Consider the following 13,242-nt stretch of genomic DNA (forward strand, 5'->3'; position numbering starts at 1 on the left):
CCGCAGCGTGCACCGGCTCCCAACACCGCGCAGGAGCGACCATTTACCCTGCTCACTACCGTGTTCGGCCTGCTGGGGAGCTGGCCGTCGCGGTCACGCGGGCCGGCCGGTGCACCCCGGCGCGGCCCGCCCTCATTCGCCGACGCCACGTCCAACAACGCTGCTCCCGGCGAGCTGACGGAGGAAAGTGGGAGATCAGGCAGAGTTCCTGTAGAAGCCCCATCCTCGTAGATGGTTCCGGGCTGGGCAGGTGGGGGAATGCCCGCCCGGAACCGCCACTGATCGTGACCAGTAGGGAATGACGTTGCCAAGAGTCGACGATCCGTAAGGCAGCGGCCTTTCATCATTTGTGGCTATTGACGTCACAAGCAGGCACAGGGCAGCGCTCGGATAACGCTCGATGGGGTGGATCTGGAGGAAGTTTCTAGTCCTGCATGTCCACAAATGATCTGGTATGGGCGAATCACCACGGTCGGGGCGGTGGTTGGTTCGACGCGCGTGTTGCGCACTGCGTGGTGTGTGGAACAACGCCCGGGGCGGCTCTGGCGAGCTTGGGGTGCGCCAGAGCTGCCCTGCTCACGAGCGCGTGCTCGCCTGCTGCCGGACAGAGCCGTGACCTGGCCGAAAGGAAGTCATCGTGATCGAGCAGACCGACGTGGATCTTGTTGTCGAGTTGCGCTCCCTATTGCTACTTGCTGAAACCGACGAGAACGAGGCGTTGGATCGGCTGCACGCGCTCATCGACACCCATGGGCGCGCCACTGTGGGTGCGGCGTTGACCGTCGCGGCCCCGACCGAACTTGCCAGATTGGCCGCTCCGGACACGGCCCGCATCCCTGAACAGCCGAGCACAAAGGCTTAGGGTGCGCGGGGGCCGGTTGCCCCTGCATCTGATCCACAACACCGGCAGAAGCAGTGACGTTCCCGGGCAACCGGCCCCATCCCAGCGTACCGACACCGACCCCGCTGATTCCTCGAAATACGGGTGCGAGCGGGCCAACCACCCCAACGGCTGGACACGTCAACGCAACGCCGTACCCGGTTGGCGGAGGTGAACACCTCCGGCCTCATTTGTCAGGAAGCGCGTCTTCTGCGGCGGGGTCTCTCGTTGATGTTCGTGCTGAGTGGAAGCCCACCGAGTGTCAGCGGGGACCGCCCCTTTGGAGCGAGGACGTCGGCATGACCTTGCGGTCGTCGTCAACGCGACGTTCCCTGGCGATGTGAGCGGGGAACTAGATGATCCGATCGAGTCGTGTCGCCTTGCTGCTGCCGCACTGCGGTCCGCAGCCAGATCGGGCTACTTGCGTGTCGCGATCCCCCTGGACGAGCTACGGGAGATTTCCGAACGGCTGTGTGACGTCACGAACTCGCTTTATGATCTCTCTACGGTGCTGTCCGAGCAGTCGTTGCACCGGGAAGAAGCTGCCGACCGTGAACAACGCGGGACGGAAACCCCGTTGACGCACGCTGTCGCCGCGGTGGCCGGGCTACACGGCGCCCTCGGAGAGGCATCGGTCCATGCGTCGAAGTTCCGGCACGCTCTCGTGCGCAGTAACGGCCCGGGCACCGAGGATTAGCCCGGCAAGAAGCTCCGTGAGTGAGCTGTGTTGCGAGTTTCCGCTGACCGGGGCACAGCAGGGCAAGCTGGCTACGTCACTCGTATGCGCGTACCCAACCGCTTCCAGCGCGGCCAGGATCGCTGGTTCCTCCGGGCGGTTGGTGGCGCCTACCCGCGCGACGAGGGGCCGCGCGGGCAAGGCGCATCAAGCATCACCGATGCTCCGCTCACCAGCTGTGCTTCTGCAGGTCGCTGGCGCGAACCTCCTCTGTGTAGCCGTTGTCGAACTTCACGGTGGCGTACGAGTCGAACAGTCCTGTGCGGGTATCGACGACCTCGCCACTGGTGCCCTGTCGTACGTGGCTGCCGAAGATCCCGCTGCCGCCAACGTCGGTGTTCGCCACAACCTGATCGTGGTTCTCCCAGTTCCCCATGCGACGCAGTCTCTCCCGGCGGTCAAGACAAGGCGCCGTCCCCATGTGGTCCCCTGTGGACCTGAAGGCAAACGAAACCGCAGCTCGCACCGGGTCTGTTCGGCCGACTGTAAATCAGCCGCGCAAGCTTCAAAGGTTCGAATCCTCTACCCGGCACACCAGCCACGACGCCCCGGTGACCTGCCGAAACGGTCACCGGGTCATTGTGCGCTGTCCGACAAGGAAATCCGCTGTGATGGGTCTCGCGCGTAAACCCGCTGCACGTCCGTTGAGCGTCGTCCTGTCCGGTGTGGCCGTGTTCGTCGCGGGACTCGTGTGGTCCTTATCGGTCCACACTCCCGGCACGGGGGTTCACTTCGGAGCCGCAACACTGATCACGATGGGCGAACTCGCCATCCTCATCGGGATCGTGATCGGAATCAGAGCGTTCATCACGTCACGCCGCCGCAAGGACACCGACGACCCCTGACTCCTTCGCCGGGAGTTCTGGTGGCACGGGGTCCGATCAGCAGGCTGCGGGAGGCTCCTGCACCGCTCTCGCGAACGGATTACTCGCTGATTAGCGAGCTCTCGCACCCCGAGGCGGGGAGCATGGTCGCGGTGAGATGCCGGGAGGTCGGCGAAATCGGGCGCCGCCTCGGCGTCGAGTTGAAACACTCGACGCCATGATGTCGCCGCTGGCCCCCGGTCGTTACCTCGACAGCATCGCCGTGGACGGCGCCGAGATCGGCCGGCTGTGCCGGTTGCACCCTGCGCAGACCGTGCCGAGCTGTCCGGACTGGACCGGCGCGGATCTGCTCGCGCACCTGACCGGTTTCACCCGCTGGCTGCGCGGCTTGTACGACGGGAAGGGCGACATCGCGGCTCCGGTTCCCGTTATCGATCCCGGGGCTTGCACGCTGGAGTGGGATCGGACTCTCGAGGAGCTGCTCTCGCTGCTGCGCGGGACCGATCCGCAGGCAGCGGTGCCGAACTGGTCGATCGGGCCGCAGACCGCGAAGTTTTGGCTGCGCCGCTGCGCGCAGGACGTGGCGATTCACCGCTGGGACGCGGCGCGGCTGATCAGTCGCAGTCCGGACCCGGTGCCTGCCGACATCGCGCTCGACGGCGTCGATGAGTACCTGCACGTGTTCATCGGCACCGCGCTCGCCGGTGGCGCGACACCCGAGGCGGAGGCCACGATCGTCCTCGAAATGACCGATCTCGACCGGCACGTCCGCCGCGATCTGCCGCGCCCGGGCCCGGTGACCACCCTGCGCGGCGCTGCTTCCGACCTGCTGCTCGGACTGTGGCACCGGCGTGACCCGCTGGGCCTGTTCGTCAGCGGCGACCGGGAGCTCGTCGCCGCGTGGCCGCGCATTTGATTCGGACGGGCGCCGTCAGCTTGGACTCGTATCTTGCCGGCAAGGTCTCGACCTGCGCCGCGGGTGAATCGGTCATTGTGGCCGGTGTCGGTGCAGCTGGGGAACAGCGCGCCTGCCGGCGCCATTTCAGCAGTGCTCGCGTTCCTTTCCGCGGTGGTGAACGTGTGCAAGCACGAGAACGGCTCGAGCTACGTGTACTTGATCGGTGCGCCGCCGTTCACGCCGGTGGTCTGCAATCCGTTCGGGCAACGGCGCTATGAGTCATCCGGTCAAACAACGGATCGCGGTCGGCGTGCTGCTCGTGCTCTGCGGCGGTGTTGTGGCGTTGGCTGCGCTGAACCTGTTCGACTTGATCAGAACACCGAACTTGGTCGTTGCGGGCGCGGCAATCGTCGTGAGCCTCGTGGTGCTGGGCCTGGTCATGGGGTGGGTGCCAACTCGGCGACGCCGCAATTGGTCAGCACCCCCGAGACGTCGGCTAGAACGAGCTCAGCGAAGCTGTGCATTGTCTGATTCGTCGGTGTTCGGGGCGGTGCAGCGCTGGGTGCGCTGCAGTCGGTCACGGGGTGCCATCACTCGCGTGACCTGCGAGAGGACTCCGCAGGTTGGCCCAACGAGTGGGTGACAACCGGACGCCGCCGTTGCTACGCCCGGTGGTGAGGTTCACCGCCAGCTGGGTGGACACATCCTCGGCGGAGCTCGGAGACTGGGAACCAAGACAGCCGACAGCGACCTCCACCGCGACCGACTGTCTCTTCTTTTGAGCAAAGCCTGTATCGATTCAGCAATGGCGCTGCCTCATCACTCCGCTTCCCCGAGAGGAGAACTGTGCCCATAGCGCTGCTCGCACTCGCCCTCGGCGCATTCGGTATCGGCACGACCGAATTCGTCATGATGGGCGTGCTGCCGCAGGCCGCCGCCGACCTCGGCGTTTCGATATCCACTGCCGGGAACCTGATCACCGGCTACGCGCTGGGGGTCGTGATCGGGGCGCCGACCCTCACGCTGCTGGGCAACCGGCTACCCAGGAAGACCGTCCTGATGGGAACCATGGGGCTGTTCACCGCGGGCAATGCGCTGTTCGCGCTGGCGCCGAGCGCCGGAGTGGGCATGGCGTTCCGCTTCGTGGCCGGGCTGCCGCACGGCGCCTTCTTCGGCGTCGGGGCCGTGGTCGCAGCCGGCCTCGTGCGCAAGGCCGACCGGGCCAAGGCCGTTTCGATGATGTTCATGGGCCTGACGCTGGCCAACGTCGTCGGCGTCCCGCTGGGCACGCTGCTGGGCCAGCAGGTCGGCTGGCGCGCCACGTTCGCCGTCGTCGCCGCGGTCGGCGTCCTCGCCATCGCCGCCATCGCCCGCTTGCTGCCCGCCATGGGCAGGCCGGGGCCGGAGGAGACCTCGGTGCGCGGCCAGCTCGCCGCCTTCCGCAAGCCGCAGGTGTGGCTGGCGCTGGCGATCGTCACCTTCGGTCTGGGCGGCACGTTCGCGTGCCTGAGCTACCTGACGCCCATCCTCACCGGCGTGTCCGGTTACTCCGAGACCGGCGCGACGGTGCTGCTGATGGTGGCCGGGCTCGGCATGACGGTCGGCAACGTCCTCGGCGGCCGGGTGGCCGACAAGGCGCTGGTGCCCGGCCTCTACGCCGCGCTGATCGGCGTCGCGGCGGTGCTCGGTGCGTTCACGGTCACTTCGGGCAACCAGGTGGCCGCCGCGGTGACGGTCTTCCTGATCGGTGTCGGCGGCTTCATGGTCGCGCCGATCATGCAAGCGATGATCATGGAGAAGGCCGGTGGAACGCCGCTGCTGGTCTCGGCGGCCGTGCAGTCCGCCTTCAACATCGCGAACTCCATCGGCGCCTGCCTGGGCGGTCTCGCCATCGCCCACGGGCTCGGGCTGACCGGTCCCAGCATGGTCGGGTCCGCGTTGACCATGCTCGGGCTGGGGCTGGCCGTGGTGTCGGCGAGCGTGGACCGCAAGGTCCCCGCCCGGTCGGTGTCCGACGAGTCGGTGTCCGAGGAGGCCGCGTCCGAGGAGACGGTGGCCGAGGGGTCCGGGACCGACGAGCTCGCGCCGGCCCGGCCGCAGCGCGAACCGGAGCTGGCCGCGGTCTGAGCGGCGAATTCACGAATGGCGGGCGGCTGCGGTCGCCCGCCATTCGGCTGTTCGCGCCCGGTGCAGCCCGTTTCCGTTTCCCCGGATCAGCCCTCTCTGCGATCGGCTTGGTTGTTCTAAAGTGCGGTGCAGCTCGGGGGATGCCATGTCGAGGGGGAACGCGTGGACAGTCCGTGGGGACTGAACGGCCCGGATTACCTGCTGGCGTACGCGCTGGTCCTGGCCATGTTGTGCGTATGCCTGTTCGCGGTCCGCGCGCAGGCGAAGGAGAAGCAGGTCTGGGCGGGCGAGAAAACGGATCCCGGTCTCTACGCCAGGGCATACCTCAACGGCGCGTCGGGACGGGTGGCCGACACCGCGTTGGCGGGATTGATCGAACTCGGGGCGGTTCGGGTGAACCGGCGCCGCGAGCTCTACAGCACCGGCCGCAGGCCCGCCGACGACGTGCAGCGCCAACTGCTGGAGGGGCTCGGTGACCGCAGCACCGTCAGCCGAGTTCGCGCGCAGTTCAAGGAGAGCGAGTACTGCGACTCGCTGCTGCACCTGCTGCGCGAAGACCGCCTGATCGTCTCCGCCCGCCATCGCACGATGTTGCTGGTCCTGCTGTGGGGCTTTCCGGTGTTGATGCTGATCAACGTGGTGCGGGCGGTCAACGGGGCAGAGCTCGGCTTCCCGATCGGCGGCCTGATCATCGAGTTGGCGATCACGCTTTTCGTGTGGCTGTTCGCGGCCGGGAAATGCGGGCACCCGATGCCCACGGACGCCGGGGACGCCGTTGTGCGGCCGAGCACGGGCAAGCACGCCGAGAGCGGCACGCAGGACCACGCTTCCCGGTTGCCGGAGGATGACGCCGCCAACCAGGTCGCCGCGTACGGCCTGAGCGCCTACCCGGACCGGACGATCGCGGAGCTGCTGGAGCCGCCGAACTCCGCTCGCGGCGGACGAGCGGGCGGCGTCGGTGGTGGCGGTGGCTGCGGCGGTGGCGGTGGTGGTGGCTGCGGCGGAGGAGGCGGCGGTTGACCGCCTCGGAATCACCGGTGCTGGGTGTCGGGATCGGCTGGCGGGCCGAAATCGATCTCACCGTGGAACGGCTGCGGACCGATTTCGTCGAGTTCATTGCCGAGGACGTCGACCCGCGCCGCATCCCGGAGTCGCTGCGCCTGCTGCTGCAACGGGGAACGCCCGCCTTGCCGCACGCCGTGTCGCTGTCGCTGGCCGGAGCGGAACCGCTGCGGACCGAGCGGGTGCGGCACCTGGCGCGAGTGGCCGCGGCGGTCGACGCGCCGCTGGTCAGCGACCACGTCGCATTCACCCGCGCCGGCGAGTGGGAAGCCGGGCACATCCTCCCGCCACCGCGCACCCGCGAATCGCTGGACGTGCTGGTCGACAACGTGCGGCGCGCCCAGGACGAGCTCCCGGTCCCGCTGGCCCTGGAGCACGTGGCCGCGCTGGTGGAATGGCCGGGTGCCGAGTTCGGCGAAGCGGAGTTCCTCGCCAGGCTCGTCGAGCGCACCGGCTGCCTGCTGATCGTGGACGTCGCCAACCTCTACGCCAACGCGCACAACCTCGGCACCGACCCCGCTGCGTTCCTGGACACCGTGCCGCTGGAACGAGTCGCTTACGTGCACGTCGGTGGCGGTGTCTGGCGCGACGGCACCTACCACGACACGCACGCTCACCCGGTGTTGCCGGAAGTGCTGGAACTGCTCTGCGAGCTGGGTGCGCGCACCCGGCCGCGCGGGGTGCTGCTGGAACGGGACGACCGGTTCCCCGATGACGACGAGCTGGCCGCCGAGCTCGCCGCGATTCGCCGGGCGGTGGCGCGGTGAGCCGGGAGCGGCTGGCGGCCCAGCAAGCGGAACTGCTGGGCGCGTTGCTCGGTCAGCGCCAGGACCCGCCGGGGTTCGACCGCGCGCAGTTGCGGGTTCAGCAGCAGGCGTTCCTGGACAAGCGGCGGCGAGTCGTCGCGCGGCTGCGTCCGGACTTGCCGGAACTGCTCGGCGACCGGTTCCGGTCGTTGTTCGAGCGCTACGCCGCGGAGCAGCCGCGCGCGGCCGGTTCCAAAGCTCGCGCGGATGCCGCGGAATTCGCCGGTTGGCTTTCCCGGCGCGGGGAGCTGCGCCGCCGGAGGTGGCTGCCGCGCCGCTGACCGCGGTCTTCGTGCGGCCGCGGCGGCGTGCGCGCGTGGCTGCGCGCGCACGCCGCCGGGAAGCGGTTCACCTGCGCCGGAGCGCTCTGGCGATCAGTCGGCCGATGACCAGGTAGACCAGCGCCGCCACCCCGTAGTTGAGCACGACGCCCAGCAGCGCGTCGTTCGGCGTGAACACGTCGCCCAAGCCCAGCACCAGCGTCTTGGCCAGGGTGTAGACGGCGGAGACGAATTGGTTTCCCTGGTTCGCGTCGAAAACGACGAACAGGATGTGCAGCACGAAAGCCAGCACGATCACGCTGGTGAGGACGTCGACGATGTTGGCGAGCGTATTGGCGCCGGAGTCGCCGCGGTCGCCGCGCCCGTCCCTGGAGCGGCCTTCCGGTGGCCGGTCGTAATAGCCGTCCGGCGGCGCACCGTGATCGTACTGGTGCGGCGGGTAAGGATTCTGGTCGTACCCGTAATGCGGTCCGCGCCCGGGCGGGGGCGGATTTCCGTACTGCGGGTACTGATTAGGGCCGCGCTGGGGATGGTTCATGGGCGGCGATTGTGCGGACCGCTGACAGGCGGCAACAACCCCGCGCCGGTCGCGCGCGAAGTGGGCGGGACGGCGCAGTAACGCGCGACGAACGCGAAAATCGTTCGGCATCCCCGCCTGTGCCAGCGGAAACGATTGTTGAAATCCGCAACAGATTAGTCGATGAATGCAACGAGTTATTCCTGCGTGATGGCCGCGTTTGCGCATCGTTGCTTTTCCGTGTGGTTTTCGTCCTAACTCGGCACGCGCATTTTGGCCATGCTTGCGCGCCGCACGGCACAGGACAACGGTGCGCCGCTGGGCGCGAATTCGAGGGCGGAATGACTTACACAGCGCGACAGCCGAATGACGCACCGCCGCGGCGAACTCGCCGGAAACGGCGTACCGGACGAAACGTCCTGATCGTCCTCGTCGTGCTGCTGCTGGCCCTGGCCGGCTTCGGCCTGTACGTGGACATGTCGTTGAAGCGGGAGGACGCGTTGCCCGCGGGCGGCGAACGGCCCGCTGCCGGTCCCGGCACGAACTGGCTGCTGGTGGGTTCGGACAGCCGCGAAGGGCTCGACGCCGAGCGGCAGGCCGAACTGGGCACCGGCGATGCGGCCGGTAGGCGCACCGACACGATGATGCTGGTGCACATCCCGGAAAGCGGCGGGGAGCCGACGATGGTGAGCCTGCCGCGCGACTCCTACGTGCGGATTCCGGGCAAGGGCAAGGACAAGCTCAACGCAGCCTTCGCCTACGGCGGGCCGGAGCTGCTCAGCCGGACCGTCGAGGGCGCCACCGGAGTGCGCATCGATCACTACGCGGAGATCGGCCTCGGCGGCTTCGCCGACATCACCGACGCCGTCGGCGGCGTCGACCTGTGCGTCAAGGAGCGGATGACCGACCCGAAGGCGAGCTTGGACCTGCAGCCCGGTTGCCAGACCGTGAACGGCCCGCAGGCGCTGGGCTACGTGCGCAGCCGTGCGTCCTCCCGCGGCGACCTCGACCGCGTCGAGCACCAGCGGGAATTCCTCGCCGCGCTGACCGAGCGGGCGTCGAGTCCGCAGGTGCTGCTCAACCCGTTCCGGTTGTTCCCGCTGATCACCGACACCTCCGGGGCGTTCCTGGTCGGTCGCGACGAGCACGTGTGGCATCTGGGCGCCCTGGCGTTCGCGATGAACGGGATCGCCTCCGGCAAGGGCATCACGACCACGGTGCCGATGAGCGGTTTCGGCGAGAGCAGCGACGGCGCGTCGGTGATCAAGTGGGATGCGGAGAAGGCCGCCCAGCTGTTCGGCGCGCTGGCGAAGGACGAGCCGGTGCCCGCGGGCGCGGCGGGCGCCGGGTTCGGCGGCTGAACCCGCGGCCGGGCCCGCGTCGTCGCGCGGGCCCGGCCTCAGTCGTCGCGCGCACCGGTGTCGAGCACCGCGACCGCCGCGTTCGTGACCAGCTCGCGGTCCTGCTCGGAAAGGCGCGGACCGACGTCGGCCTCCGGCGGTCGGTTCAGCGCCAGCGAGTCGATGTCGCCGGTGGAGATGATCGCGCCGCGCACCGTGCCGATCGCGCACCGGGCCAGCAGCAGGTCGGCCGGGTCGTCGGAGGCTGCCAAGGCGTTCTCCAGCGCCCGGACGTCGGCGAACATGTCGTCCTTGGCCAGCAGCACACTGCGTGCCGAAGCGTCGTAGAGGGTGCCGCGGATGATGTGCCGGTGGTCGTCGAAGAGGTCGACGACCCGGCGCAGCAGCCGCCGCGAGGATTCGCTGCCGTCCTCGGCCGCCCGCACGCACGCGCCGAGCTCGTCGACGACCGGCGCGACGAGCTCGCGCAGCAGGTCCTCCTTGGCCGGGAAGTGGTAGTACAGCGCGGCTTTCGTCATCTCCAGGCGCTCGGCGATGTCCCGGATCGACGTGCCCGCGTAGCTGCGCTCGGTGAACAGCTCGCGGGCCGCTTGCAGCACCCGCGCCCGGGTGCGGGCCGCGGAGCTACCGGTCGTTCGTGCCATTTCGGACCTCCTCGAGGGGCAGAGGCTAGCGGACAGGGTCAGCTTGACGGCCGGAGTAATCTACCGACCGTCCGATTAATACAGCCAGGGAGCGATGCATGACCAATCGGTCCGGAGCCGGAATCGACATCGGAAGCGTCGACTTCGAGTCCTTCTACCGAGGTGAAGGCGGGTTCGCCGACATCGAGTTCGACCGCGCGCCGTGGGACATCGGCGAGCCCCAGCCGGTGCTCGTGCAGCTGGAGCGGGACGGCGGCATCACCGGCCGCGTGCTCGACGCCGGATGCGGGCCCGGCGACAACGCGATCTTCCTCGCCGAGCGCGGCTATTCCGTGACCGGTGTGGACGGATCGGCGACGGCGCTCGGAACGGCGCGTGAACGCGCGGCCGCCCGCGGGGTCCGGGCCGACTTCCAGGTCGCCGACGCGACCACCATGGAAGGGGTTCCGCAGGAGTTCGACACCGTCCTGGACAGCGCCCTCTACCACTGCCTGCCCGCGGAGTCGCGCGCCGCGTACGGCGCAGCGCTGCACCGGGTCACCAAACCCGGCGCCAAGCTGCACGTGCTCTGCTTCGCCGACGTCGAAGACGCACCGGCGCCCGCGACGGTCAGCCAGGACGACCTGCGCACGAACCTCGGCGAGCACTGGCGGATCAACGCGATCGAGCAGGTCCGCTACTCCGGGGCGTTCGACCCGGAAACCGCGGCGCGCCATTTCGAGCAATTCATGCCCTTCGACGCCGGTGCGGCGATCACCGACGACAACGGCCGGTTCACCTTCCCGATGTGGCACTTGCAGGCCGAACGGGCCTGACTTCCGGCGAGAAGCGGCGCACCGCGCCGGCCCGGCCGGGCATCCGCGATTCCGCGGGTGCCCGGCCGTTTCGCGTGCGACCCCGCGCACGAATGGGCTCAGCGGGTGAAAACCGCACGGAAGCGGCTTCCCTGATCGTCGACGTCACCACAATTGCGCGACATCGACTGCCACGGGGGTCCGATTGAACAACGGGACAACGCCGTCGGCCGCGGTCACCGCGGACGACGCAGCCGGGCTGGCGCGGCAGCGGGAGCGGAACACGCAGCGGCTGGCCACGGCCACGGGACATGTCCCCAAGCTTTCGGACGCGGTGATCGGTGCCTACCTGCGCAGTCCCCAGCAGGCGCTGCCGCCCGAACCGGGAGTGGACGCGGCCGCGGTGCTGGGCCATTCACTGGCCGCCCGGTACCGGCGCGGCCTCCGCGACCTGGTGCTGCTGGTGTTCAGCCTGGTCATGGGCGTGGCGCTGTACTACGCGGATGCGGGGCTCGTGTGGTTCTGGCTCGGTTTCATCGCCGTTTGGCTGCTCGTGCGGCTGCTGGCGCGGGTTTTCCGGCGCAGGCGCGTGCCGGAGCGGTTACGCGCCGGGGTGGCGCATGTGATCGTCGCGTTCCTGCTGTGGTCACTGCTGGCGTCGGACTTGGAAGACCCGCTGGACGACGCGTTCGAGATCGACGACTCGCTGTACGCGCTGCCCGATTCGGCGCTGTCGTCGTTGCTCGTGATCGGGTGGCTGGCGGGCTTGTTCGCCGTGCTGGTGAGTGATCAGCTGCTCATCTCGGGCGGCACCGACTCGCCGGTCGCGCGGCTGGGCAAAGCCGTGCGAACGGTGGGGACGCGGCGTCACGGCCGCCTGCTGGGTGAGATGTCCGCCCGCCCGGATTCCGGGAACGTCCTGGTGCAATCCGGGTGGAGCGCCTTCCCGGGACACGGTGACCGGCTGAACCAGTGGTCGATGGTGATCCCGCTGCACAAGGAGGGCCTGCCGGAAGGCGAAGCCGGTGGTGCCGACGTGCGGCCGCTCGACCTGTACCGCGCGGTCGCCGCGGAACTGCGCCAGATGCACACGTCCGACCTGCTGGTTCCGGGTTCGCGGCTGCGCGGGCTCACCGTCGACCCGGTGGTCGCGGTGCACGCGGGAACGATGTCGGCCCACGCCGAGAGCCCGCTCGGCCGGACGCTGCTGCCCGACCGGGGCGGGCGCCCGGTGCCCGCGGTTGCTCCGGAGCTGGTCGAGCAGATCGCCGACCGCGGGCCGGAGTGGGCGCGGCACTTCCAGCGCAGCTCGGTCGCCGGGTGGGAATCGGACGTCGTGGTGTCCACCTTCTTCCACGTCGGCTGCGACGACCGGACGCTCTACCTGGAGTGGAGCGCCTACTGCCTGCTGCCGATCGACAGCAGGCACAGCGGTCCGGCCGCTTCCGGCGGCTCGGTGCGCGCGGCGGCGCTGGAGCTGCTGCGGTTCCCGTCGAGCCTGCCCTCCCGGGTGCGCACCGCGGCCGGTGGGCTGCGCCGGATGGTGCTGCCGGAGCACGGCGCCTCGCGGGAAGCCGACTACGGCAGCGTGCAGAGCATCCGCGAGGTGGTCGCAGCCACCGAATTCGGCAACGAGTTCCAGGAGTTGGACGGCCTGCGCTACGTCAAGCTGATCGAACGGAGAACGCTGTCGGCGGTGCACCGCCACCTGCACGACAACGGTTTCTCCACCGACGAGTTCGAAGCGCGGCGCAACGCGGTCATCAACACCACGGTCATCAACGGCGGCACCTTCACCGGCGCGAACACCTTCGGCGCGAACTCGGCGGCCCGGGTCGAGACCGCGAACGCCGCACAACCCGCCGAGCCGCAGGAGGAGTCATGAGCCCTGCGGCGCGACCTCCTGCCGAGGAACCGAAGAACACGACGATCGTGCAAGGCGGGAACTTCACGGGCGCGAACACCATCGGAGATCACAACGAGGTGCACGTCGGTTCGGTCGTGTACAACGCCGCAGCCGGTGAGCTCGACTCGCTGCGCGCGAAGGTCGGCGAACTGGGCGCGGAACTGACCGGGTCGGCGCGCGAGGAGTTCCGGGAAGCGCGGCGGCACCTCGAGGTGCTGCAAGAGGAACTCGCCGACGACGAACCGCGGCCGCATCGGCTGAAGTCCCGCTGGGAGCAGCTGGAACCGCTGGTGCGCAGCCGCGCGGAGCTGCCGTCGGTGGCCACCATCGACAACATGGTCCGGATGCTCTGAGCGCCGCGGGCACTGATGCGCCCCGAGATCGCAGCCGGGCGCCGGGATCATCG

Annotated in this window: 14 protein-coding genes; 11 read left to right on the forward strand and 3 right to left on the reverse strand. The window is 69.0% G+C overall.

Features of this window, described 5'->3' with window-relative positions; all coding sequences use genetic code 11:
* Positions 1-637: 637 nt before the first annotated feature.
* Entirely contained in the window at positions 638-862 is a 225-nt protein-coding gene (locus tag V1457_RS09795) for a hypothetical protein (protein WP_338602706.1), read from the forward strand.
* Between the two features lie 923 nt (positions 863-1,785).
* Here the strand turns inward: V1457_RS09795 and V1457_RS09800 are convergent.
* Complete coding sequence (locus V1457_RS09800) at positions 1,786-1,992, reverse strand: hypothetical protein (protein ID WP_338602709.1); 207 nt, start codon at positions 1,990-1,992, stop codon at positions 1,786-1,788.
* Between the two features lie 232 nt (positions 1,993-2,224).
* Between V1457_RS09800 and V1457_RS09805 the strand changes: the two genes are divergently transcribed.
* The 6 genes from V1457_RS09805 (at position 2,225) to V1457_RS09830 (ending at position 7,614) form a co-directional block, all read left to right on the forward strand.
* Positions 2,225-2,461 (forward strand): hypothetical protein, encoded by a 237-nt coding sequence (locus tag V1457_RS09805; RefSeq protein ID WP_200068973.1) that lies wholly within the window; start codon positions 2,225-2,227, stop codon positions 2,459-2,461.
* A 196-nt stretch (positions 2,462-2,657) separates the two neighbouring features.
* On the forward strand, positions 2,658-3,356 hold the full coding sequence (locus V1457_RS09810; protein WP_233626950.1) for a maleylpyruvate isomerase family mycothiol-dependent enzyme: 699 nt from the start codon (positions 2,658-2,660) through the stop codon (positions 3,354-3,356).
* 828 nt (positions 3,357-4,184) lie between these two features.
* Positions 4,185-5,465 carry an MFS transporter gene (locus V1457_RS09815; RefSeq protein WP_295145866.1) on the forward strand — a complete coding sequence of 427 codons (1,281 nt, stop codon included), beginning with the start codon at positions 4,185-4,187 and terminating at the stop codon, positions 5,463-5,465.
* 162 nt (positions 5,466-5,627) lie between these two features.
* Positions 5,628-6,485, forward strand: coding sequence for a TIGR04222 domain-containing membrane protein (locus V1457_RS09820; protein WP_200068976.1), 858 nt, complete (start codon positions 5,628-5,630; stop codon positions 6,483-6,485).
* Positions 6,482-7,294 carry a DUF692 family multinuclear iron-containing protein gene (locus V1457_RS09825; protein WP_233626951.1) on the forward strand — a complete coding sequence of 271 codons (813 nt, stop codon included), beginning with the start codon at positions 6,482-6,484 and terminating at the stop codon, positions 7,292-7,294. Before V1457_RS09820 ends, V1457_RS09825 begins: the two co-directional genes overlap by 4 nt.
* On the forward strand, positions 7,291-7,614 hold the full coding sequence (locus V1457_RS09830; protein ID WP_338602718.1) for a hypothetical protein: 324 nt from the start codon (positions 7,291-7,293) through the stop codon (positions 7,612-7,614). Before V1457_RS09825 ends, V1457_RS09830 begins: the two co-directional genes overlap by 4 nt.
* Positions 7,615-7,681: 67 nt before the next feature.
* Here V1457_RS09830 and V1457_RS09835 read toward each other — a convergent pair whose 3' ends face one another.
* Positions 7,682-8,152, reverse strand: coding sequence for a hypothetical protein (locus V1457_RS09835; protein WP_338602721.1), 471 nt, complete (start codon positions 8,150-8,152; stop codon positions 7,682-7,684).
* Positions 8,153-8,565: 413 nt separating this feature from the next.
* Between V1457_RS09835 and V1457_RS09840 the strand changes: the two genes are divergently transcribed.
* On the forward strand, positions 8,566-9,492 hold the full coding sequence (locus tag V1457_RS09840; protein WP_295149588.1) for an LCP family protein: 927 nt from the start codon (positions 8,566-8,568) through the stop codon (positions 9,490-9,492).
* 38 nt (positions 9,493-9,530) lie between these two features.
* On the opposite strand, the gene V1457_RS09845 is transcribed toward V1457_RS09840, so the two are convergent.
* Entirely contained in the window at positions 9,531-10,136 is a 606-nt protein-coding gene (locus tag V1457_RS09845; protein WP_200068979.1) for a TetR/AcrR family transcriptional regulator, read from the reverse strand.
* 98 nt (positions 10,137-10,234) lie between these two features.
* Here V1457_RS09845 and V1457_RS09850 point away from each other — a divergent pair, with 98 nt between their 5' ends.
* The 3 genes from V1457_RS09850 to V1457_RS09860 all read left to right on the forward strand — a co-directional run bounded on the left by V1457_RS09850 (position 10,235) and on the right by V1457_RS09860 (position 13,189).
* Complete coding sequence (locus V1457_RS09850; protein ID WP_200068980.1) at positions 10,235-10,951, forward strand: class I SAM-dependent methyltransferase; 717 nt, start codon at positions 10,235-10,237, stop codon at positions 10,949-10,951.
* Between the two features lie 184 nt (positions 10,952-11,135).
* The gene (locus V1457_RS09855; protein WP_338602726.1) at positions 11,136-12,815 is read left to right on the forward strand and encodes a hypothetical protein; all 1,680 of its coding nucleotides are present in this window, start codon (positions 11,136-11,138) and stop codon (positions 12,813-12,815) included.
* Positions 12,812-13,189: a hypothetical protein gene (locus tag V1457_RS09860; RefSeq protein ID WP_200068982.1), complete on the forward strand. Its 378-nt coding sequence runs from the start codon at positions 12,812-12,814 to the stop codon at positions 13,187-13,189. Before V1457_RS09855 ends, V1457_RS09860 begins: the two co-directional genes overlap by 4 nt.
* The last annotated feature ends 53 nt before the right edge of the window (positions 13,190-13,242 follow it).

The sequence above is a fragment of the Saccharopolyspora sp. SCSIO 74807 genome (assembly GCF_037023755.1).
Taxonomy (GTDB): domain Bacteria; phylum Actinomycetota; class Actinomycetes; order Mycobacteriales; family Pseudonocardiaceae; genus Saccharopolyspora_C; species Saccharopolyspora_C galaxeae.